Consider the following 20,395-nt stretch of genomic DNA (forward strand, 5'->3'; position numbering starts at 1 on the left):
GGGTCGGCGGAGGTTTGGTTTCGAGGACAAGCGGACGGATCGCTGGGGTGGGTGTCGGTCTGACCGCGCTGCTTCTCGGATCCGCCGCGGCACATGCGGATACGACATTGCCGCTGCCGGACGGCCGAGAGGCGCTCACGACCGCTACGGGCGTGCAGGTGGATCTGACCCGGACGAATGAACAGGCGGTCATCGCTCCCTCCCTGGCCGCCAATGGCACCTCGCGCACCGCGAGCGTGACCGGAGTCGTCTTCGCCAAGGTGGACAACGCGACCAAGGGCGCACTGGTGACCGGCTATCTGGTCGGTTGTCAGGTCGATCTGAGCGGGGGGCTCTCGCTCGGCGGAGACGTCTGGGTCTCACCGAGTTCCGTCACGCCAGAGCTCTCACCGAGCATCAATCTGGTTCCGGGTGGGGTATCGGTGGTGAAGCTCGATACCAAACAGCTCGATCCCGCGGCGAACGCCGTCGGCATCGCGTATTCCGGTCGCGGCATCCAGATTTCGGGCTGCGCCGGCTATGCGCAGGCGCGCGCGTTCAGCACGTTGACGGTGCAAAACCAGCAGGGGTCGGCCGAAGTGACGCTGTACGGCGATCCGTTCAGTGTCGGGTGAGTAGGACAGGCGTTATGCGGAATTCGATAGGAATCGCGATCGCGGCGTGCGGTTTTCTGCCCACGGTCCTGATCGCGGCCGGTCCGGCCGGAGCCGATGCCCAGGTGGCGCTACCGGATGGTCAGGGGCAGTTCACCGCTCCCGACGGTGTGCTCGTGCAGGTGGCTCGCAGCGGTGAGCAGGCCACACTCTCGGGATCGATGGCCGCGAGTCCGCTCTCGCGCAATGCCATGGTGTCGGCCGTGACCTCGGTGACCGTCACGCCGCCGTCCGGCGTCACCGTCACCGGCGGTCATATCGAGACCGGCTATCTGGTGGGTTGCCAGGTCGATCTCAATAGCAAGGTGACCACCGAGGGCAGCGGCAATGCCGCGGGCAATGCGCCCAAGCCCGGTCAGGGCGGCGGCAATGCTGGACCGGCCACCCCGGACAACGGTGGCGGCGGCGACAACAGCGGCGGTGGCGGCGGCGACAGCGGTGGCGGCGGAGGTGGCGGCTACTCCGGCGGTGGCGGGGGAGGTGGCGGCGGGCTCTCCGTCGGCACCGGCGACCTCGGCGCGGGTGTCGCACCCACCGGAATCAGCCCGTACGCCGACCCCAATATGACGCTGTCGCTGAAGCCGGGCAAGGTCGCCACCAAGGCGATCCAGACCTACAACTTCACCGGCACCTCGGGCATCACCCAGTACGTGAACCACACGATCGCGGTGGACGGCTGCGCCGGATACGCCGAAGCCCGTTCGTACACAACGATTCTGGTGCAGGACAACGTCATGGACGTCACCCAGACGCTGTGGGGTCAGCCCTTCAGCCTCGGCTGACCATCTCGGACGAGAAGTACGTCAGGCCCGCGATCGCGCCGCCGCGGGAACGTCCGCGGCGTCGCGATCGTGTACGACGATGAGCACCTCGGCCCGCCGCGCCGAGATCGAAACCGACCTGGAGGCTCCGGCCTGAGCGTCAGTGCGCGCCGAGTGCATCGAGGATCATCGGATGGGCTGTGGTGAGAGCCTGTTGCCAGTAGGGCCAGGTGTGCGTGCCCATGCCGATATCGATGCGCGCGCCGATTCGCAACGCCGCGAGCCGATCTCCGAAAATCCGGGTGGCGGTCAGCGCCATCGCCTCCAGGCCCATCGCATTCACGGTATTGCCGATTCCGTACGGCACGTCGGGCAGACCGGGCACACCATTGCCCGACGTGACGTACATCGGCAGCCCGCGCAGCGATTCGGCCTGATCGGTCGCGTCATTGCGGGTCCAGGCCGCATCCCCGGCCGGGCCCCACATATCGTCGACATCGAAATTGCCCTCGTCCCGCATGGCCGCGCGCATCGCTTCGCTCCAGAGCGGGAATGTCGGATGCAGGAATCCCGAGAAAGATCCGGCGAACCGGAACTGATTGCGATGGTGGGCGGCGAGTATCAGCGCCGCATTGCCGCCCATGGAGGCCCCGGCAATGGCGTCGTTGGTGCGCGACACCCCGTACTTCGCGAGGAAGGCCGGTAGTTCCTTGGTCAGGAAGGTCTCCCACTTGTACGTTGTCGCTTGATGATTGGTGCTGCTCGGCCGGTACCAATCGGTATAGAAGCTGGAGTGGCCGCCGACCGGGAACACCAAAGTGACATTGTCACCGGCGAATTGGCGCAGCGCGTCGGTATCGGAGGTTCACTGACTGTGATCGTTCGGCGCCCGCAGACCGTCCAGCAGATAGAGCGCGGCACTGCCGCCGCGAGCCGCCCACTGCACCTGCACCTTGATCGGCCCCATACTCGACGGCACCCAGAGATCCTGCATCCCGCCCGCCGGTGACCGCATGATCGGTGCGTGGGCCGGCGCCGCGGCGGCCACCACCGCCCCGATCGAGGAAACCAGCACCGCCGTCGTCATGACGGTGACGGCCTTGCGCAACCAGCGAAAAACCACCCACCGCTTTCCGGTCAGTACAGTTGTATCCACCTGTTCACCTCCCACCGTGCCTCTCTCAAAATAGCCGATGGTCCCCGAATCTCGCTGTTGCTCAGGAAAAGTCGCTGCCAGTACGTTCCGTGCCTTGTCTCCCTCGGCGCAGTGCGCACTTTCGGCCAGCCCCACCCGGACGATCGTTTCTCGGCGACGTCGACCATCCTGAAAATCCGAGCCGGAAGGTAGGTGACGGCGATGCCTGGGTCAGCGTCCGGCAGGGTCGGAACGAGTGTTCATTTCCGCCAGTGCCCGCGTTCCCAGCGCGAGCAGCTTCTGTAGGGCAGCCGCGTCGAGCGCGAACTCGAATTCATCGCTCCCCGTGCCGAATACGAGCGTGACGTCATCATTGTCGTTGACGATGCTGCGCATCGGGCAACGGCCGTCGACCATCGCCCAGGTGCCTACCTTCAGCGGCTCGAACATGTCCGTTCCTAGGGTTGCAGGTGCCGGTTCGAATCCCGGTAGGTGGACTATGCCACAGTTCAATCAGTGGTATAGGCCACTTCGAATGAATTGGGGCGGAATCGGTATGGCGAAGATCAGCTGAGGGGGTACTCGTTCTTGAAGGCCCAGTGTTCTCGGGGGTACACGGCCTCGTCGAATTGGATGACGAGGTCATCGGTATCGAACACCGTCAGCCAGTAGACGAGTACGGCAGAAGGCCTGCCGAGCCCGAGCAGGCGTCGCTCCTCGGCGTTCGACAGTCTGGCGCATGCTTGTTCACGTGCGTAATCGGCAGCCTGCCCCGTGATTTCGGTCAAGTACCGCGCAGTGCCGCCGTGGATGCGTTCGAGCTCGAGCAGTCGTGGTGCCCGTTCGGCGAGTAGTGCGGGGAACCAGGAGGTGGACAGTTCGACGGGCCCGCTGATGCGGTTGCTGATCAGGCGCCGACGTTCGATCACGTCGGTCCCCGACCGTAGGCCGAGTGCCTCGGTCACATGGTCCGGGCCGGTCACGACGCCCGCGAACAGAAACTCCACCGCTTCGCTCTCGGAGTACATCGTGCCGAATTCCGCTGCGCGGGCATACCTCTCGCGTGCGCGAGGAGCAGGCTTCCGCTCCCGCACGAACGTTCCGGAACCGCGGCGAGACTCCACGAGGCCCTGCTGTTTCAAAGCCTGTAACGCCTTGCCCGCGGTCGGGCGTGCGACCTTCCACGCCGTGGACAACTCGCGCTCGGACGGCACCTCTGAACCGGGCGGCAGATCGCCGCGGATGATCTGGTCGCGCAGGTAGCAGGCGATCTGAAGATACTTGGGGAGAACCTCTTCGATCTCGGGCAAGGCTCAGTCCTCCTGTGAATCCGGCGCCCGACGCGGGTACCATAGACCACTGGCCAGTGTATCAACGGTGCGTGATGAGCGGTCGGCCGCGGCCGGGCAGGGGATTTCGATTCATGGTCCGGACATTGGTGATTGCGGCGGGTGGTGGAGGTGATGCGATTACCGCTGCCATGGTCGGTCGCAAGCTCGGGGAAATCGAGGTTGCGGCGATCATGAGCTATTCGTGGGATCGGCTCATGCTGGATCCTGCGCCCGGCCCTCGGAATGTTGCGGACTTCGTCGGAATCGTCGAGTTGGCTTCCGGCGTTTACGAAATCAGCGCTGAATCGGGCTTACGCAGTGGTGGCCGCCCGACGCTCCCGGCGCTCGCCGGTCTTCTTCCGTATCGGTTCCTGCTTTTGGATCCCCTGGCGGGAGCTGTGGGCCTGAGCGTCCAAATCAGTTCGGCGGCAAGGTTGTTTCGTGCCGACGAGGTTCTGCTTGTCGATGTCGGCGGCGATATTATCGCTGTCGGCACCGAGGCGAGCCTGCGCACACCTCTCGCTGATTCACTGGTTCTGGCAGCGGCCGTACGGTCGGGACTACCGCTCCGGCTCCTGGTCGCAGGCGTGGGTCTCGATGGTGAGCTGACGGAGGGCGAGCTTGCCGCGCGGCTGGCCGATCTCGGAGCCACGCCGCGGTTCACCTTCGCCGCCAAGGACTTCGACAGTGTTCGCCCGCTGTTCGAATGGCATCCGTCGGAGGCCAACGGTCTGCTGGCAGCCGCCGCCGACGGTGTGCGCGGAAAGGTCGAAACGCGGCAGGGTCATACCACCGTGACACTGACCGACGCGGCGCCGATCGTGCACGAGGTCGACAGCGCGGCTGTATGCGCGAACAGTCTTGCCGCACACCTGGCTGAAACCGCGACCCTGGAGGCAGTAGAGGAAGTCATACGCTCGTACCGGGGGAGTTCGGAGATCGACTTCGAGCGAGGAAGACTCGCTGAGGTGGCAGCCCGTCCGGCGCCAGGCGATGCGCTGCCCGTGATCGATCGATACTCAGACCGCGCACGCGGCGCGCGAATCGACTACTTGACCCTGCGCCGTGTCGCTGAAATCGCCGAAGCCATGGACCCGATCAGCGGACAACGTCTGCGCACCTTGCTCGCCGAGGCTCGCCCCGCGCAGTACCGCCCGCCGCTGTACCGAACCGGATAGCTCGGATCACAGCTCGCCGAGATGACCGCGATTGTCTGGTATCCGAGTGTGCGGAGGCCGGACTATGGGGGTATGGAACGTGGGCATTACGAGGATGATCACCGGGCGTTTGCGGAGTTGGCGCGGGGGTTTGTGCGGAAGGAGGTGGCTCCGCATTATCTGGAGTGGGAGGACGCGGGGATTGTGCCGCGGGGGGTGTTCGCGCGGGCGGGGGAGCTGGGGTTGGTGGGGTTTGCGGCGCCCCGGGAGTACGGGGGATTGGGGGTGGCGGATTTTCGGTTCAATCAGATTCTCATCGAGGAGTTCATGGATGCGGACTGTGCCGGGGTAGGGCTGAATCTCGCGCTGCACAATGACATTTGCACGCCGTACTTCACGCAGTTGTCCACGCCGGAGCAGCGGGAGCGCTGGGTGCCGGGGTTCGTGGCGGGGACGAGCATTGCCGCCATCGGGATGACCGAGCCGGGGGCGGGGTCGGATGTGGCCGGGATACGCACGGCCGCGGTGGATATGGGTGATCACTTCGTGGTGAACGGCGCAAAGACGTTCATTACCAATGGAATCAACGCTGATCTGGTGATCACCGCCGTGCGCACCTCGCCCGATCGGCATCGAGGGGTGACCCTGCTGGTGCTCGAGCGCGGTATGGCGGGGTTCGAGCGTGGGCGCAATCTCGACAAGCTCGGACTGCATTCGCAGGACACGGCGGAGCTCATCTTCACCGAAGTCGAAGTGCCGAAGGCGAATGTGCTCGGTGAGGTGGGGCGCGGATTCGAGTATTTGATGCGGAACCTTCCGCAGGAGCGCATGCAGATCGCGGTGGCGTGTCTGGCGCGGGCTCGCGCCGGACTGCGCACGACCATCGAATATGTCGGCGGCCGAACGGCTTTCGGCCAGCCCATCGGCGGCTTCCAGAACACCAAGTTCGTGCTCGCGGATGTGGCGACCGAGGTCTCGGTGGCCGAAGCCTTCATCGACAGGTGCGTCCTGGAACTCAATGCCGGCCGCCTCACCCCCGCAGATGCGGCCAAGGCCAAACTCTGGGCGTCGGAAATGGAATTCCGCTGCCTGGACCGCTGCCAGCAGCTCTTCGGCGGCTACGGCTATATGCGCGAATACCCGATCGCCCGCGCCGCCGCCGACGCCCGCGTCACCCGCGTGTACGGCGGCACCTCCGAGATCATGCGCGAAATCATCGGCCGGGACCTGAAACTCACGTGAGCGGCGGGTTATCGTCGGGAATGGTTTGGACTGCGGCTGACATACCGGATATGAGTGGGCGGGTTGCCGTGGTGACCGGGGCCAGCGCCGGACTCGGGGCGCAGACCGCACGGCAGCTGGCCGCGCACGGGGCGACGGTGGTGCTGGCCTGTCGTTCGATCGAGAAGGGCGAGGCCGTCGCGGCAGGCATCCGCGCGCAGGTGCCCGGGGCCCAGTTACCGGTGCTGCGAATGGATTTGGCGTCACTGGCCTCGGTACGGGAAGCGGCGGCCCGGTTGCACGACGGGTTCGGGCGGATCGATGTGCTGATCAACAATGCCGGAACGCTGACCCGCGTGCGTTCGGTGAGCGTGGACGGGTTCGAAACCACCTTCGCCACCAACCATCTCGGGCACTTCGCCTTGACCGGTCTGGTGCTGGACCTGCTGGCGCCGGCGGGGCGGGTGGTGTCGGTCAGCAGCCGCGCCTCCGGATATCGCAGCACCACTGTGGAACTGGCCGATCTAGGGTTCGAACACCGCGAGTACAAACCCATGCATGTCTACGGTCAATCCAAACTCGCGAACCTGCTGTTCATTTTCGAACTTCAGCGGCAGCTCGCGGGCGCGGGTACGACGCTCGTCGCGGCGGCCGCCTACCCCGGAGTCGCAACCTCGGACTTCAACCGCAATCTCGGGCCCACCGCAAGGCTGCTGTCCCACCCCGCATTGCGCCCCCTCTCGCGGCTGGTCACGCAGACGACCGAGATGGGCTCCCTGCCGTCCCTGCGCGCGGCCACCGATCCGGGTGTGCGCGGCGGCGAGTACTTCGGGCCCACCGGACGCACCAAGGGATACCCGGTACTACACGAGCCCAGTCCGCTCGCCCGCGACCCCGAGTTGGCGGCGCGGCTGTGGGAGGAGTCCGAGCGGATGACCGGCGTGCACTACCGCTTCAGGCCGTAGGAGGCCGCGATGAGCCGTTCCATCACCGTGCGCGGGACCAGCCGGCGGACCGCGAACATGAGCGGCGCATTGCTCCCCACCGCGTAGAGCGGCTTCGGCCGATCGGCCTCGACCGCACCGGCAATCGTCGCGGCCACCTTTTCCGGTGCGATGCCCTGACCCTGCTTCTCATCCATTTTGGCCATGAACCGCGTGAATTCCGCTGTGTGCGCGGAACCTTCGTCGATGTACTTGGTCCGCCGCTCGCGCAGCCCGGTATCGATCTGTCCTGGTTCGACGGTGGTGATCCACACGCCGAACGGCGACTCCTCGAAGCGGGCCGCGGTGGCGAAACCGCGCAGCGCGGCCTTGGCCGCGGCATAGGACGAGCGATACGGCATGGGAAAGCTGCCGAGCATCGATCCGACCATGACGATCCGCCCGTAGCCGCGTGCGCGCATACCGGGCAGCACCGCCTGGGTGAGTGTCACCGCGCCGAACACATTGAGCTGGAAGAGGCGTTCGATCGCATCGGTCGGCAGCTCGGCGAGCGGACCGGCCTGGCTCTCACCGGCATTGTTGATCAGCACGTCGACCTCACCCAGCGCGGCGATGAAACCTGCGATGGATGCGGCGTCGGTGAGATCCAGGGCCCGGTACTCGACGCCGGGCACGCGGTCCGCCTCGGCGATCGAGCTCGGATCGCGACTGGTGCCGATGACCTGGTGGCCGCGCGCCGCGAAGGCCGCTGCGGTCGCCTTACCGATACCGGACGATGCGCCGGTAACTACCACCGTTCGAGTCGAATTCGCGCTCATGTATCAGCACGGTAGCGGGTTCGCTGTCGGCACGTTGCCGCCGACGCTCGCAGATGGTCGAGCGAATACCGAGCCACACACCGATTCCGAAGGCCACGAGGGCCAGCACAGGCATTAACAGGAGAGTGTGTGCATTCATGCTGGAGCTTCCCTCGGGTAGTCACCGATCCGGCGAACCGGATGCGTATCCCATCGCGGGCGAAAATGCTTTGTTACGTGAGGAAACGAGACCATCGGGGAGGTATTGCCCTGGTTGGGCAGGGGTGGGTCGGCGCGGGCAGGTCGGCCGCGGCCACCGTGATCCGGCTGAACCAGCCGTCGACCGGGTCGGTCGGTTCGACTGGCACCGGTAGCGATTCATGTGTGCCTGTCGCGCAGGAAGGTTCGCAAATTTTGCGATTTTGTGTGCCCGTCCTGCGCGCCGAATCGCAGATCCAGCTCTCCCGATCGGTCCCGGCGACGGACAGATCGGCGTCGGCACAGGCAATGGTGATGTCCTTCGGGTGCGACTCCTGACGGCAGAAATTTCGCCCAGCCACTGGAATAACTGACCCAGACACGGCAGGATCAGCAAATGGACCGGCGGCCGAGGTCAACCCGATACCGCCGGAAACACTTGTTGTTGTGGAGTCGATGAGGACTACAGGTATATGTTCGAATGGGATCTGCCGAGGAATACATCCAGCGTGCACGCTATGACGCAGCTCGCCGAGGAACGCGGAATGCCTACTGCGGTCTGTCTGTCCGGGACAGGTATTTCACCCGCCGCCGTGATCGACCCGGACTCCGAGGTCACCGCACGTCAGGAACTCACCGTCGTGCGTAACCTGCTCGCTCGCTTCGGCTCCGAACCCGGACTCGGCATCGAAGCCGGTAGCCGCTATCACATCTCGCTGTACGGACCGTGGGGGCTGGCGCTGCTGGCCAGCCAGACGCTGCGCGATGCGGTGGGCGTGGCCCTGCGGTACGTCGGACTCGCTTTCGCCTTCGGGCAGATCGACTTCGAGGAGTCCGGTGGTGAGGCGCGGCTGATCTTCGACGATCATGAGGTGCCCGAGGATGTCCGGGCCTTTCTCGCCGAGCGGGTGGTGACCGGTATCCAGATGATCGGCCGGGAGCTGTACCCGACGGGCGTGCCGTTCCATCGGATCGCCTTCCGGCACCAGGCGCCGTCCGATACCTCCCGGCACCGGGCGGTGTTCGGTGTCGAACCGAATTTCGGCGCACCCGCCAATGTGGCCGTCTTCGACAGCTCCTATCTGGATGTGCCGCTGCCCCAAGCCAATGAGTGGGCCCGCAGCACCTGCGAACAGCTGTGCCGCGATCTGCTCGCTCGCCGCCAGGCCCGCACGGGCGTCGCCGGGTCGGTGCGCGATCTGCTGGTGCGCAATCCCGGTGAGGTACCCGACCAGGCCGCGGTGGCGATGGAACTGTTCATGAGTCCGCGCACGCTGTCGCGACGGCTCAATGAGGAGGGCACCTCCTTCCGGGCCCTGCTGGACGAAGTCCGGCAACTGCTCTCCGAGGAGCTGCTGGACCACACCGATATGACGACCGAGCAGGTGGCGGCCCGCCTCGGTTATGCGGAGGCGGCGTCCTTCATTCGCGCCTTCCGGCGCTGGAAGGGTTGTCCGCCACAGGAATACCGGGCACGCGGGGTGCGCGCGCGGGTGCCCGAAGCGGTGTAGACGGTGACGGCGGCGGCCACGACGCACGTGCGCGCCTGCGGGCGGCTTCCGGCGCCCCGACATGCGGCTACGATTCCGGCAGCAGCCCGCCGCCGATCCGCTCAGGAGACCGACCGTGACGAAGTCGTCGCAGCCCACGCACCACCCCGCCGTCGTCAATCTGCGTGCCCAGCGCGCCGCGAATCTGCAACTGCGCGTCGCGGACTGGATCACCAAATTCGCCGGTTCCATGCTGTTCGTCTACATCCACGCCGTCGGATTCGCCCTCTGGATGCTGCTGGTCGAGAAGTCGCCGTGGCCCACGCTCACGCTGGTCGTCTCTCTGGAAGCGATCTTCCTGTCGACCTTCGTCATGATCGGCCAGAACCGGCAGGCCGAATTCCAGCAGATGAAGGCCGATCACGACTTCACCGAGCAGGAGCTGGAACTGAAGACCAATACTGAACTCACCCGCGCCATCCATCAGATGACCACCGAACTGCACCGCCGCCTGCTGGATCAGCCGAACAGCAGCCAGTAGCGGTCGCGCCCGTGCAGGGCGCAAACTGAGAGGCGTGAAAGTATTCGGGCGGAACGGGTTTCGACGCGCTCATGCGGAGCAGTTTCTGGCCGGTCACGGCGCGGACCGCATACCGCACCCCGGCGGTACCCTGCTGGCGCATCTGATCCGGGTGGCCGATGTGCTGGCCGAATGGGATGCGGACGAGAACATCCAGCTGGCGGGTCTGTGTCACGCCGCCTACGGCACCGACGGCTTCGCGCAATCCCTGCTCGAGCTGCCCGAGCGCGCCACCCTTGCCGCGCTCATCGGCAATCAGGCCGAGGCCCTGGTCTACTTCTACGGCAGCTGTGACCGCGGCTTCGTCTATCCGCGCCTCGCCACCTCCCCCGTGCTGTTCCGAGACCGCTTCACCGGTGCGGATTCCCGCCCGCCGACGCCTGCGATGAGCGCCTTCCTGGAGATCACCGCGGCCAACGAATTGGACGTCATGGCGCACAATGAGGCCCTGGCGGCGCAACACGGTGCGGCGCTGCACGCGCTCTTCGCGGGCGCGAAGCAGTACCTCACCGCTAAGGCGTGGCAGGCCTGCGACGCCCAGCTCAGGCCCGAGTAGTGCCGAGCGCTCTGCGGAATTCGTAGTCGTCGAGAGCGCGGCTGGGCTTGTGCCACCGGGCCTCGAATGTCCATGCGTGCCTCATGGTCGGCGAACCGATCGACGACGCTCGCCACGATATTTCGCGTCCGCCGCGCAGGATCAGCCGGGGAAGGTGAGGCGGAACTCGGATCCTCGGCCGGGTTCGGAGACTACGCCGACTTCCGCGCCGTGCAGTTCGGCGACCTGCGCCACGATGGCAAGACCGAGACCGTGGCCGGGAGTGGTGCGGGCGGTGGGGGAGCGGTAGAAGCGGTCGAAGACGTGCGGTACATCTTCGGCGGCAATGCCTGCGCCCGAATCGCGAACTGTCAGTTGCCGGTCGCTCAACCGAACTTGGACGGTCGCGCCGGGCGGACTGAACTTGGCGGCATTGTCGAGCAGATTGGTGACCGCGCGGGCCAGGCGGGCGGCCGTGCCCTGGACTGTGGTCGGCTCGAGTCGCGCATCGAAGGTGATTGCGGGCCAATGCCTTCGGGCAGTTTCCATTCGCCCCGCGACCAATGTGTCGAGCCGCAGATCTTCCAGGACTTCGTGGGGCGCGGCCGGATCGTCCGCGCGGGCGAGATCGATGAGATCGGTGACGAGTCCCGAGAGCTCCTCCGATTGCACCCGCAGCGCGGCGACGGTGTCATCGATCTGACCCGGCGTCAAGCGCGCGGAACGGCGCAATAGGTCGATATTGGTGCGCAGCGCGGTGAGCGGCGTGCGCAGCTCGTGCGAGGCATCGGCGATCAAACGCTGCTGTGCCGCACGGGAATCGCGCTCAGCCGTGAGCGCCGCGTCGAGTTCGTCGAGCATGGTGTTGACACTGGTTCCCAGGCGGGCAAGCTCATCGGACCCCGTAATCGTGATGTGCTCGTTGGGATCTCGCGTGCGCGCCACCCGCTCGGCCGCCCGGGTCAATGCCGCCACCGGCGCCAGTGCACGCCGCGCCAGCATCGTACCGATGGCCGCCGCCAGCAGGGTCCCTGCGGCAGCCGCGGCGAGCAGTGCGATACCCACTCGCCGCAAACCGGTGTCGACCGTTTCGGAGCGCTGTGCCACCTGCACGGCGCTTCCGGGCCGCAGCGGTGCGGTGTACATGCGCATGCGATAGCCGGCGAGAGTGATATCGGAGAAGTACCCGTCCGCCGAACCTGTTGCCACAGCACGTGTTCGGGCATCGATCGGCAGCGTGGCGCCGGCCGCATGCTCGGATTCGATGGTCCCGTCGGCCGCCACCACCTGCACACAGCTCGGTGCGGCCAGATACTCGCAGGGGCCCGACATGGCGGCCACCTGTGGTTCGACCGGAAACTGCCGAATGATCCGGGTGGCCTGCCGCCGCAGCCCCAGATCCAGCGCACTGTTCAATTCGTGCCCGGTCACGGCATACGCGGCGGCGCCCATACCCGCGAGCGCCAAAGCCATTGCCAGCACGAAGAATACGGCGATCCGCCCGCGCAGCCCGAGTCGCTTCACGCTGTGCCCAGCCGATAGCCCACCCCGCGCACCGTATGGATCAGCGGCGGTTCCCCCGTGGTTTCGATCTTGCGCCGCAGATAGCGGATATAGACCTCGAGTGAATTCGACGAATGGTGGCCCCACACCCGGTCGATGAGCGTCTCGCGCGGCAGCGCCTGCCCCGCATTGCGCAGCAGTACTTCCAGAAGCGCGAATTCGGTTCGGCTGAGCTCGATCTCGCGTCCGGCGCGGCGCACGGTATGCGCGCTGGTGTCCATGATCAGATCCGCCGCCGACAGCATCGCGCCGTCCTCGGGATAGGTGCGCCGCACCAGCGCCCGGACCCGGGCCAGCAACTCCTCCAGATCGAACGGTTTGACGAGGTAGTCGTCGGCGCCCGCATCGAGCCCGGCAATGCGATCGGCCACGGCATCACGCGCGGTGAGCATGAGAATCGGCGTGCGATCACCGCGACCGCGCAGCGTGCGGCAGGCCGTCAGCCCATCCATGAACGGCATCAGCACATCCAGCACCACCACCTCCGGCTGCCACCGGGCAATCGCCTCCAGCCCGCCACCGCCGTCAACCGCGGAGTGGGTCTCGTAGCCCTCGCTGTCGAGGGCGCGCACCAGCGCCTCCCGCACCGCCGCTTCGTCGTCGACCACCAGTACCCGCACTCCCCGGACTATACGTACTACCTCTGCCTGCGCTTTCTCATCGAACTCTCATTTCGGGCCGACATGGTGGCGACCATGAGACTTCGGAGATCGCCACGAGCCGTGGCCGTGATCGCGCTGCTGAGTCTGACGGCCACCGGGCTCACGGCCTGTGGCCAGGACACGACGGCCGCCAGCCCGAAGGTTGATGGCAATCGGGTGGTTATCCCAATGGGTGACGGCAGCGCGAACGTCGACACCACTTCGCTGGCGGTCACTGCGACCACCGGCGGGCACAGTGTCGAACTGTCCGCTCCGGCAGCTGATCGGCTGGGCGCACCCGGCCCGGTGCGAATCGATGGCACCCAGGCGCACTGGACCTATCCGGATCGGGCACTGTCGGTGACCGCGGCCACCGAGGACGACCGTCTGCGAATCACAGTGCACAGCGACCGCGACTCGAAACTCACCTGGCCGATCACCGGCGGCGATGCGAGCGCGACCGCCCTCCAGATCCCGCGCGGCGAGGGCCTGTCCCTGCCGGTGCGAGACCCGTTCTGGAACGGCCCCGGCACTGGACTCATCGGCGAACCCCTCGCCCTGACCTCCGGCCTGACCATGCCGTTCTGGGGCTACACCCTCGGCGCTCGTGGTGTCGGCTACATCGTGCCCACCGATATCGGCAGCAGCCTCACCGTGAATTCCGCTGCGGGCAAGCTGATCTCCAGCGCCGAACACGACTTCGACGAGCGTGCGGGCACCCGCGACTACACGGTGACCTTCACACTCACGGACGGGTCACCTGTCGCCGCCGCGAAGGACTACCGCGATGAGCTGATCAAGCACGGCCGATTCGTCTCGATGACGGACAAGATCAAGAAGAATCCGCAGATCACCAAGCTGCTGGGCGCTTTTCACGCCTACCTGTGGGGTGACGGCCGCAGCCCCGAGGCCATCGCGCAGATGCACGATCTCGGGCTGAGTCATATGTGGCTGGGCTACGACGCCGACGACCACCCGATGACCGAGGATGCGATCGACGCCGCGAAGAACGCCGGATACCTTGCCGGACCCTACGACTCGTGGGACAACGCCCAGGACCCTGCCACCGCCGACAATCCCGGTTCGCGCTGGCCCGGCCGGATCTGGCCGGACGGCTGTGTCCACGATGCCGACGGCAAACCCGAGAACGGTTTCGGCGGCCGCGGCTGCTACGTGAGTTCGCAAGCGCTGAAACAGGATCCGAAGCTGTTCCAGGACCGCTACGCGCAGATGTCCGCCAACGGCGCGAACACTTACTTCCTCGACGTCGATGCCGCCGGTGACTTCTTCGACGACTACACCGCCGCTCACCCCATGAATCAGCAGCAGGACCGCACCAACCGCCTCGACCGCATGCGCTGGCTCGCCGAGCGCGGACAGGTGCTCGGATCGGAAGCGGCCGGCGCCTGGGCGGCCCCCGTTCTCGCGTTCGATCACGGTGCGCAGAACACGATTTCGGATGAGATCTGGAAGCTCCAGCGCAATCGTCAGGTCTGGGGCGCGTACTACCCGGAGCAGGCGCCGCAGGTGTTCTTCAAGCCGGTCGACCTGCCCGCGAACGTGGTGCAGTCGATGTTCGATCCCGCGTACCGCGTCCCGCTGTACGAAACCGTCCTGCACGACTCGCTGGTCAATGTGGACCGCTGGGAGCTGTCGTACTACAAACTCCCGCAACAGCAGACCATGCGGGCCCTCACCGCCATCTTGAACAACACCCCGCTGAACTTCGCCCTGGACCGCGCCACCTTGACCGCACACGGTCCCGAAATCGCACGCCTGCAACAGTTCTTCGCCCCACTGCACCAGGCGGCGGGCACCCTGCCGATGACGGACTTCCGCTGGCTCACCGATGACCACCTGGTGCAGCGCACCGTCTTCGGTGACGGAGGCCTCACGGTCACCGCCAATTTCGGCACCGTCGATTCCGGCGGTCTGCCCGGCGGGTGCGTGGATGCGCAATTGAAGGGCGACAAGACGCCGCGACGACTGTGCCCGGCCCAGTGAATCAGCTGCACGAGGTTACCAGTCGTACCGGAAACGGCAAGACCGTCGTATTCATCGGTGCGGCAGCACTTCTCACCCTGCTGCTGATCGGGCACACCAGGATCCCGGATATCGGCGGTCTCGGCGTCGCGGTGGATACCGCGGCTCCGTGGCTGGGCGCACTGGTCCCGGTGCTGGCGGTTCTCGCTGTCCTGTTCCGCTGTCCGGCCGGTGCGGTCGCCGCCTTGGTTCCGCTGATGGCCTGGGCCTACCTCTTCGGATCGTGGTGGGCCCCCGGTCCGCCGAGCCGAACGGTCCCGGCATCGCAATCTGTTCGTGTCGTCTCGCAGAACCTGTTCGCCGCCAACACTTCTCCCGTAGCCACCGCCCGCGCGCTCGCCGCTACCAATGCCGACATCATCGCGGTACAGGAGCTCGGCGGCACCAATCGTGAAGCGGTGCTACGCATCCTGGACGAGGATTATCGCTATCACGACCAACTCGGCACCGTCGGGCTGTGGAGCCGATACCCGATCTCGGACACCAGCGCCGTCGACGTCGGCGTTGATTGGCATCGCGGGCTACGCACCCAAATTGTTACTCCCCATGGAGAACTCGTCGTTTACGTCGTGCACCTGCCGTCGATCCGGCTCGGCGACACCGCAACTCGAAACAACGGCCTGAGCATCCTGTCGCGGGCGCTGAGCAAGGAAAGCGCAGACCGTGTCGTGGTCGTCGGTGACTTCAATACCGCCGGCACCGACCGGCACTGGTCCGGCTTCGCCCCCGGCTACCGGGACAACCACTCGGGTGCTGGCTTCACCTGGCCCGCATCCTTCCCGATGGCCCGGCTGGACCACATTTTCGGACGCGGCGTGACGGTCACCGACCCGTCGGTCCTGAGTGTCCCGGGCCCCGATCATCGCGCGGTCTCGGCGGTCATCGGGTTGGGCTGACACCGCAGGTGACCTGCATGTGATCGACCGGTCCACAAAACGCGCCTACACTGTCTGGGACGGGGGCGCCGGGCGAGCTCGGGGTGGCGCGCCGGAGGAAAGGATCGGCAACGTGGCCGGACTGAGAAGAAAAGGCATCGCCCGCATGGCCAAGGTGGCGAGCATTCCCGCGATGCTCATGGCGCAGCGCGTGGCCGCCACCGGGCGCGGACTGCTGTCGGGCGCGGAACGCGGCAGCATTACCGAGGAGATGCTCGATGCCGCGGCGGATCAGGTCTTCGCGGTGCTGGGTGAGCTCAAGGGCGGTGCCATGAAGCTGGGCCAGGCCCTCAGCGTCGCCGAGGCGGCCGTGCCCCCGCGCTTCGCCGACCACTTCCGTGAGGCGCTCACCCGATTGCAGCAGGAGGCCCCGCCCATGCCGGTGGCCGACACCCACCGCATGCTCGACCTGCAACTGGGCACGGCCTGGCGCAAGCGCTTCCTGCACTTCGAAGACCAGCCCGTTGCCGCGGCCAGCATCGGCCAGGTGCACAGGGCGGTCTGGCACGACGGCCGCGAAGTCGCGGTGAAGGTGCAGTATCCGGAGGCGGAGGAGTCGCTACGCGCGGATCTCAAAATGCTGCAGATGGTTTCGGGCGCCTTCAACACCCTGCTCGCCGGAACCAATGCGCGCCAGCTCATCGAAGAGTTCCTGGCCCGCACCGACGACGAACTCGACTACCGCATCGAAGCCGCCTACCAGCGCCGCTTCGCCATGGCCTTCGCCGGCGACCCGCAATTCTTCATCCCCCGCGTGGTGGCCGCCGCACCCAAGGTCCTGGTCTCCGAATGGATGGACGGCGTGCCGCTGTCCCGCATAATCGCCAATGGTGCTCGCCCAGAACGCAATCGCACCGGACTCCTGCTCGCCGAGTTCGCCCTCTGCTCACCCTCCCGCGTCGGTCTACTGCACTGCGACCCGCATCCGGGAAACTTCCAACTGCGCCCGGACAACCGCCTAGGCATCATCGACTTCGGCGCATGCGCCTCGACTCCGAACGGAATTCCCCGCGCCGTAGGTCGATTGGCCCGCTGCGCACTGACCGAGGACTACGTGGGTATGGAGCAGGTCCTTCGAGAGGAGGGCTTCGTGAAGCCCGGCGCCCCCATCGAAATACCTCCCCTCCAGCGCCGCATCACCCCCATCCTCACCCAGATCAACGGCCACGACTTCCACTTCACCCGCGCCTTCCTCCAGGAGGAGGTAGCCCGCTCACTAGAGCCCGAGAACATCTCCCTCATCAATGCTCGCGCCATGCGCGCACCCGCCGACCGGCCCGAATACGCGATGCTCGGAAGGGTTCTCGGGGGAGTAGTAGGGATATGCGCTCAACTCGATGCCGAGGGCCCGTTCATTGCGTTGGCCGAGAAGTGGATTCCGGGATTCGTAGATAGCGAGTCCGCGGCGTCGTAAAGGTATCGCTCCCCAGGTGTACCGCAGAGCAAGAAGGAGCGTGGGAACCATGGGAGACGCTGAGGAGCCGAGTCGGGGTAGTGGCCCGTAGCCCCGAAGGCTGGAAATCCCAGGTGCACTGACCGTTTCGGCGTCGAAGACCTCGGCAACTCGCGAGGGACCAGCGGGTCTCTGCGCGGCACAGCGGTTATGGGGTCTGTGCTGTGTGGACACCTGCTGTGCGGTCGGGAAGGGCTGGGCGGTGCCCGGCTTGAGGGGGATTCGAGGCCGAGATGAGGCCGGTGCACCTGGGTTGCGTGCGTCGAGAGGTGGTGGTGGGTCACCGGGGTGCGGGCAGGGCCCGGGATGGCCGTGCTGGTGGCGTCGGGAGAGGTACCCGGTTTACCTTCCGCGGTTACCGGAAGACCCTGCGGTACCAGCAGAGTCGACCGGCTGTGGTCCGGTTTCAGAGACGAAACCCGAAAAGACAAAACCCGAAAGACCAAGGACCCGAAGACCGAGAACCCGAAATACCCTCCCGCACAATGACCTGTAGCACCGGCGGGCAGGAGCCCCGGCGGTGGAACAGGTGTTTGGCGGGTAGGTGGCGGCCTATTGCCGGTTGTGTTGCCATTCTCGTTCGTTGCGGGCCCGGATCCGCGCCAGGGCAGCAGCTTTCAGCTCCAACGGATGATGCAGGTGGTTGACCTGTGGTTCTCCGGTCGGGTTGATGTGCGGGGGCCCGATCCATCCGGTCCGCCCCGCGAACTGCGAGTCCGGTCCCATGACCACGGTTTTCCATCCTCCGGGCCCGTCGTGCACTTGGGCATGGCAGTGATCGCATGCGAGGGTGAGGTTGTCGATATCGGTGGGCCCACCCTGGGCCCATTCGGTGATGTGGTGCACCGCGCACATCGTCGCCGGGGCGTCACACCCGGGCCGGGTACAGCCTTTTTCGGAGGCGATGAGCGCCAGTCGTTGAGCGGGGCTGGCCAGCCGGGGAACCGGGTCGGCACCGAAGGTTCGCGGACCGAACACCAAGCACGCGGGCCGAGCACCGTTGACGGGGCTCACCGCCCCGGACTCATCATCGCTGCCGGATGCGTTCGGGTCGTAGTTGATACCGCCTGTCCGCGAACCACGCTTGGGGCTGGTGGGCCGCGCACGGTCACCGAGGGTGGCCGAGCGGGACTCGGGGGTGGCCGAGCGGGACTCGAGGGTGGCCGAGCGGGACTCGAGGGTGGCCGAGCGGGACTCGAGGGTGGCCGACCGGGACTCGTGCTCGGTACCGGACGAGCGGAGGTCGTCGGCGGAACCGGCCGGACGTGTACCGAACTCGGGATCGGCAGGGCCAGTACCAGCGCTGACCCCCGCCGACACGGAATCGCCTTCGTCGCCGAACAAGCACAGGTCGTGGCCGGAACCACCGGCCCGCGAAACACGCTCGGCACCGACGCAACGAGCACCGGGATCGAAGCTCCCCGAACGAGACTCGCGCTCAGTGCACCACTCGATACCCGAGGAGTGGGAGTCGTGGTCGAGGTTGGTCGAGCAGGACTCACACTCGGTGCCGAACGAGCACGGGTCGTGGCCGGAACCACCTGCCCGCGAACCAGGCTCGGCACCGACCGAACGAGCGCCGTGCTCTCCGGGATCGAAGCTCCCCGAACGGGACTCGCGCTCGGTGCCGAACAAGCACAGGTCGTGGCCGGAACCACCGGCCCGCGAACCAGGCTCGGCACCGACGCAACGAGCACCGGGATCGGGGCTCCCCGAACGGGACTCACCCGCGAGGCCGCTCTCGATACCCGAGGAACTGCGGGTGTGCTCCAGATCCGCCGACCGCTCACCCCGACCCAGATACAGGGGCAATCCCACCGGATTCAACACCGCCAGATACTTGTTCGACTGCACCGCCAACTCCAAGGCTTCCGGGATCGACACGATCCCACCCGAGGCGGTCGTGGCCACACCGGCTTCGGCTTCCAGATCGGCCACACTCATCGTCACGATCACCGACACCGGCAGGCCACGATGCTTACCCAGCTTGGCCGGGCCACCGAACTCCGGCCGCAAAAACGCCAGCAACGCATCATGATTACGCTGCGCCGGAGAACGCATATCACGCTCGACACACGCCGCCAACTCCTGCGAACTGAGCTTGTGGTCCGACACCCACGGACTCTGCGGGTCCTTCGGGTTGCACATACCGGGGCGGGCGAGCTTGGCGAACACCGGCTCGAGGACCGACCGCAGCTTGCGGTTGATCTCCCCGTTCCACGGCGACATCCCATCAGCGCGCTCGGCACCGAGGGTCAGCCCGCGCATCCGGTCCCGATCCGCCTCCGAACTCAATTTCCCGTCCGGATCCAGACCCGCGAGCAGCACTTCGCCCATGACGGGCAACCCTTCCGGGTAACCGGTGGGCGCGAACTCGGTCAACTGCAACTCCGTGGCCTCGCGCACGTCGGCGTCGAGGCTGCCGGGCAAACGGTTCATCACCGTCATGATCCGACGCACATGATCCACACCGATCACCCCCTCGCGATGCGCGGCAGCCACATGCGCGAGGGTCGGTTCGAGTTCCACACCCGAGACGATGCGCGGACCGGTCTCCACCGCGATACTCACCCGGGACGCGGCATCAGCGCGCGAGATACCCAGGGTTTGACGCAGGAACACCTTCGCAGACGCGACACCACCACGCTGAGCCAACCCACGGCTGGTGGTCTCCACCACGAACCGGGTCTGCACGGCTTCGAGTTTGCGTTTACACGTTTCCACTTCCCGCATCACCGCAATGAATTCATCATCCTGCAACGGAACCAGGCAAGCGTTCAGGAGGTGATCGACCGCCACCGACAGTGCACGGGCACTGCCGGTATTCGCGGATTCTCCCCCTGAATTCATTCCCCTATTCTACCGCCGCAGCATAGGCCGGGAAAGGCGAATCGTGTTGTGATATAAGAATATTCAGACTGGCGGACCGACCAGCCTCTTTCGCGCCTCGTGTTCTTT

17 protein-coding genes and 1 pseudogene are annotated in these 20,395 nt (G+C 66.1%); 11 read left to right on the top strand and 7 right to left on the bottom strand.

The genetic code is table 11. The annotated features are described in order from the left end of the window. Positions 1 to 47: 47 nt before the first annotated feature. Together OG716_RS06445 and OG716_RS06450 are read left to right on the top strand one after the other, a co-directional pair. The gene (locus OG716_RS06445) at positions 48 to 614 is read left to right on the top strand and encodes an MspA family porin (protein ID WP_405136779.1); all 567 of its coding nucleotides are present in this window, start codon (positions 48 to 50) and stop codon (positions 612 to 614) included. A gap of 14 nt (positions 615 to 628) precedes the next feature. Then, positions 629 to 1,435 (top strand): MspA family porin, encoded by an 807-nt coding sequence (locus tag OG716_RS06450; RefSeq protein WP_405136780.1) that lies wholly within the window; start codon positions 629 to 631, stop codon positions 1,433 to 1,435. 139 nt (positions 1,436 to 1,574) lie between these two features. Here the strand turns inward: OG716_RS06450 and OG716_RS06455 are convergent. The 3 genes and pseudogenes from OG716_RS06455 to OG716_RS06465 all read right to left on the bottom strand — a co-directional run bounded on the left by OG716_RS06455 (position 1,575) and on the right by OG716_RS06465 (position 3,859). Further along, positions 1,575 to 2,501, bottom strand: a pseudogene (locus tag OG716_RS06455) (alpha/beta hydrolase). A gap of 279 nt (positions 2,502 to 2,780) precedes the next feature. Beyond that, positions 2,781 to 2,999 carry a hypothetical protein gene (locus tag OG716_RS06460; protein ID WP_405136781.1) on the bottom strand — a complete coding sequence of 73 codons (219 nt, stop codon included), beginning with the start codon at positions 2,997 to 2,999 and terminating at the stop codon, positions 2,781 to 2,783. Positions 3,000 to 3,115: 116 nt separating this feature from the next. Next, complete coding sequence (locus OG716_RS06465) at positions 3,116 to 3,859, bottom strand: GntR family transcriptional regulator (RefSeq protein ID WP_405136782.1); 744 nt, start codon at positions 3,857 to 3,859, stop codon at positions 3,116 to 3,118. Between the two features lie 113 nt (positions 3,860 to 3,972). Between OG716_RS06465 and OG716_RS06470 the strand changes: the two genes are divergently transcribed. The 3 genes from OG716_RS06470 (at position 3,973) to OG716_RS06480 (ending at position 7,223) form a co-directional block, all read left to right on the top strand. Continuing rightward, the gene (locus OG716_RS06470; protein WP_405136783.1) at positions 3,973 to 5,058 is read left to right on the top strand and encodes a DUF1152 domain-containing protein; all 1,086 of its coding nucleotides are present in this window, start codon (positions 3,973 to 3,975) and stop codon (positions 5,056 to 5,058) included. A gap of 72 nt (positions 5,059 to 5,130) precedes the next feature. Further along, positions 5,131 to 6,279, top strand: coding sequence for an acyl-CoA dehydrogenase family protein (locus OG716_RS06475; protein ID WP_405136784.1), 1,149 nt, complete (start codon positions 5,131 to 5,133; stop codon positions 6,277 to 6,279). Between the two features lie 50 nt (positions 6,280 to 6,329). After that, the gene (locus tag OG716_RS06480) at positions 6,330 to 7,223 is read left to right on the top strand and encodes an oxidoreductase (protein ID WP_405136785.1); all 894 of its coding nucleotides are present in this window, start codon (positions 6,330 to 6,332) and stop codon (positions 7,221 to 7,223) included. Here OG716_RS06480 and OG716_RS06485 read toward each other — a convergent pair. After that, positions 7,205 to 8,020: an SDR family oxidoreductase gene (locus OG716_RS06485; RefSeq protein WP_405136786.1), complete on the bottom strand. Its 816-nt coding sequence runs from the start codon at positions 8,018 to 8,020 to the stop codon at positions 7,205 to 7,207. The two genes, OG716_RS06480 and OG716_RS06485, sit on opposite strands and share 19 nt — an antisense overlap. Before the next feature lie 695 nt (positions 8,021 to 8,715). Between OG716_RS06485 and OG716_RS06490 the strand changes: the two genes are divergently transcribed. From OG716_RS06490 to OG716_RS06500, 3 genes are all read left to right on the top strand, one after another. Beyond that, entirely contained in the window at positions 8,716 to 9,708 is a 993-nt protein-coding gene (locus OG716_RS06490; RefSeq protein WP_405136787.1) for an AraC family transcriptional regulator, read from the top strand. 115 nt (positions 9,709 to 9,823) lie between these two features. Further along, on the top strand, positions 9,824 to 10,228 hold the full coding sequence (locus OG716_RS06495) for a DUF1003 domain-containing protein (protein WP_405136788.1): 405 nt from the start codon (positions 9,824 to 9,826) through the stop codon (positions 10,226 to 10,228). Positions 10,229 to 10,262: 34 nt separating this feature from the next. After that, positions 10,263 to 10,823 carry a DUF6817 domain-containing protein gene (locus tag OG716_RS06500; RefSeq protein WP_405136789.1) on the top strand — a complete coding sequence of 187 codons (561 nt, stop codon included), beginning with the start codon at positions 10,263 to 10,265 and terminating at the stop codon, positions 10,821 to 10,823. 141 nt (positions 10,824 to 10,964) lie between these two features. Here OG716_RS06500 and OG716_RS06505 read toward each other — a convergent pair whose 3' ends face one another. After that, complete coding sequence (locus tag OG716_RS06505) at positions 10,965 to 12,326, bottom strand: ATP-binding protein (protein WP_405136790.1); 1,362 nt, start codon at positions 12,324 to 12,326, stop codon at positions 10,965 to 10,967. Then, positions 12,323 to 12,985, bottom strand: coding sequence for a response regulator transcription factor (locus tag OG716_RS06510; RefSeq protein WP_405136791.1), 663 nt, complete (start codon positions 12,983 to 12,985; stop codon positions 12,323 to 12,325). Before OG716_RS06510 ends, OG716_RS06505 begins: the two co-directional genes overlap by 4 nt. Before the next feature lie 75 nt (positions 12,986 to 13,060). Between OG716_RS06510 and OG716_RS06515 the strand changes: the two genes are divergently transcribed. The 3 genes from OG716_RS06515 (at position 13,061) to OG716_RS06525 (ending at position 17,398) form a co-directional block, all read left to right on the top strand. Then, a complete protein-coding gene (locus OG716_RS06515) occupies positions 13,061 to 15,010 on the top strand; it encodes a glycoside hydrolase (protein ID WP_405136792.1) in 1,950 nt (649 codons plus the stop codon). Continuing rightward, positions 15,007 to 15,945, top strand: coding sequence for an endonuclease/exonuclease/phosphatase family protein (locus OG716_RS06520; RefSeq protein WP_405136793.1), 939 nt, complete (start codon positions 15,007 to 15,009; stop codon positions 15,943 to 15,945). The genes OG716_RS06515 and OG716_RS06520 overlap by 4 nt, the downstream gene beginning before the upstream one ends. 112 nt (positions 15,946 to 16,057) lie before the next feature. Then, complete coding sequence (locus OG716_RS06525; protein WP_405136794.1) at positions 16,058 to 17,398, top strand: ABC1 kinase family protein; 1,341 nt, start codon at positions 16,058 to 16,060, stop codon at positions 17,396 to 17,398. Between the two features lie 591 nt (positions 17,399 to 17,989). Here OG716_RS06525 and OG716_RS06530 read toward each other — a convergent pair. Beyond that, on the bottom strand, positions 17,990 to 20,287 hold the full coding sequence (locus OG716_RS06530; protein ID WP_405136795.1) for a DUF222 domain-containing protein: 2,298 nt from the start codon (positions 20,285 to 20,287) through the stop codon (positions 17,990 to 17,992). Positions 20,288 to 20,395 lie beyond the last annotated feature (108 nt).

This window comes from Nocardia sp. NBC_01388, from assembly GCF_045040085.1.
In the GTDB taxonomy this organism is placed as follows: domain Bacteria; phylum Actinomycetota; class Actinomycetes; order Mycobacteriales; family Mycobacteriaceae; genus Nocardia.

What these genes read in the sequence shown, in the direction of transcription:
- OG716_RS06450 (WP_405136780.1), top strand. Translation starts at nt 629, where the DNA reads ATGCGGAATTCGATAGGAATCGCGATCGCGGCGTGCGGTTTTCTGCCC.
- OG716_RS06485 (WP_405136786.1), bottom strand. Translation starts at nt 8,020, where the DNA reads ATGAGCGCGAATTCGACTCGAACGGTGGTAGTTACCGGCGCATCGTCC.
- OG716_RS06530 (WP_405136795.1), bottom strand. Translation starts at nt 20,287, where the DNA reads ATGAATTCAGGGGGAGAATCCGCGAATACCGGCAGTGCCCGTGCACTG.
- OG716_RS06460 (WP_405136781.1), bottom strand. Translation starts at nt 2,999, where the DNA reads ATGTTCGAGCCGCTGAAGGTAGGCACCTGGGCGATGGTCGACGGCCGT.
- OG716_RS06515 (WP_405136792.1), top strand. Translation starts at nt 13,061, where the DNA reads ATGAGACTTCGGAGATCGCCACGAGCCGTGGCCGTGATCGCGCTGCTG.
- OG716_RS06470 (WP_405136783.1), top strand. Translation starts at nt 3,973, where the DNA reads ATGGTCCGGACATTGGTGATTGCGGCGGGTGGTGGAGGTGATGCGATT.
- OG716_RS06475 (WP_405136784.1), top strand. Translation starts at nt 5,131, where the DNA reads ATGGAACGTGGGCATTACGAGGATGATCACCGGGCGTTTGCGGAGTTG.
- OG716_RS06480 (WP_405136785.1), top strand. Translation starts at nt 6,330, where the DNA reads ATGAGTGGGCGGGTTGCCGTGGTGACCGGGGCCAGCGCCGGACTCGGG.
- OG716_RS06490 (WP_405136787.1), top strand. Translation starts at nt 8,716, where the DNA reads ATGACGCAGCTCGCCGAGGAACGCGGAATGCCTACTGCGGTCTGTCTG.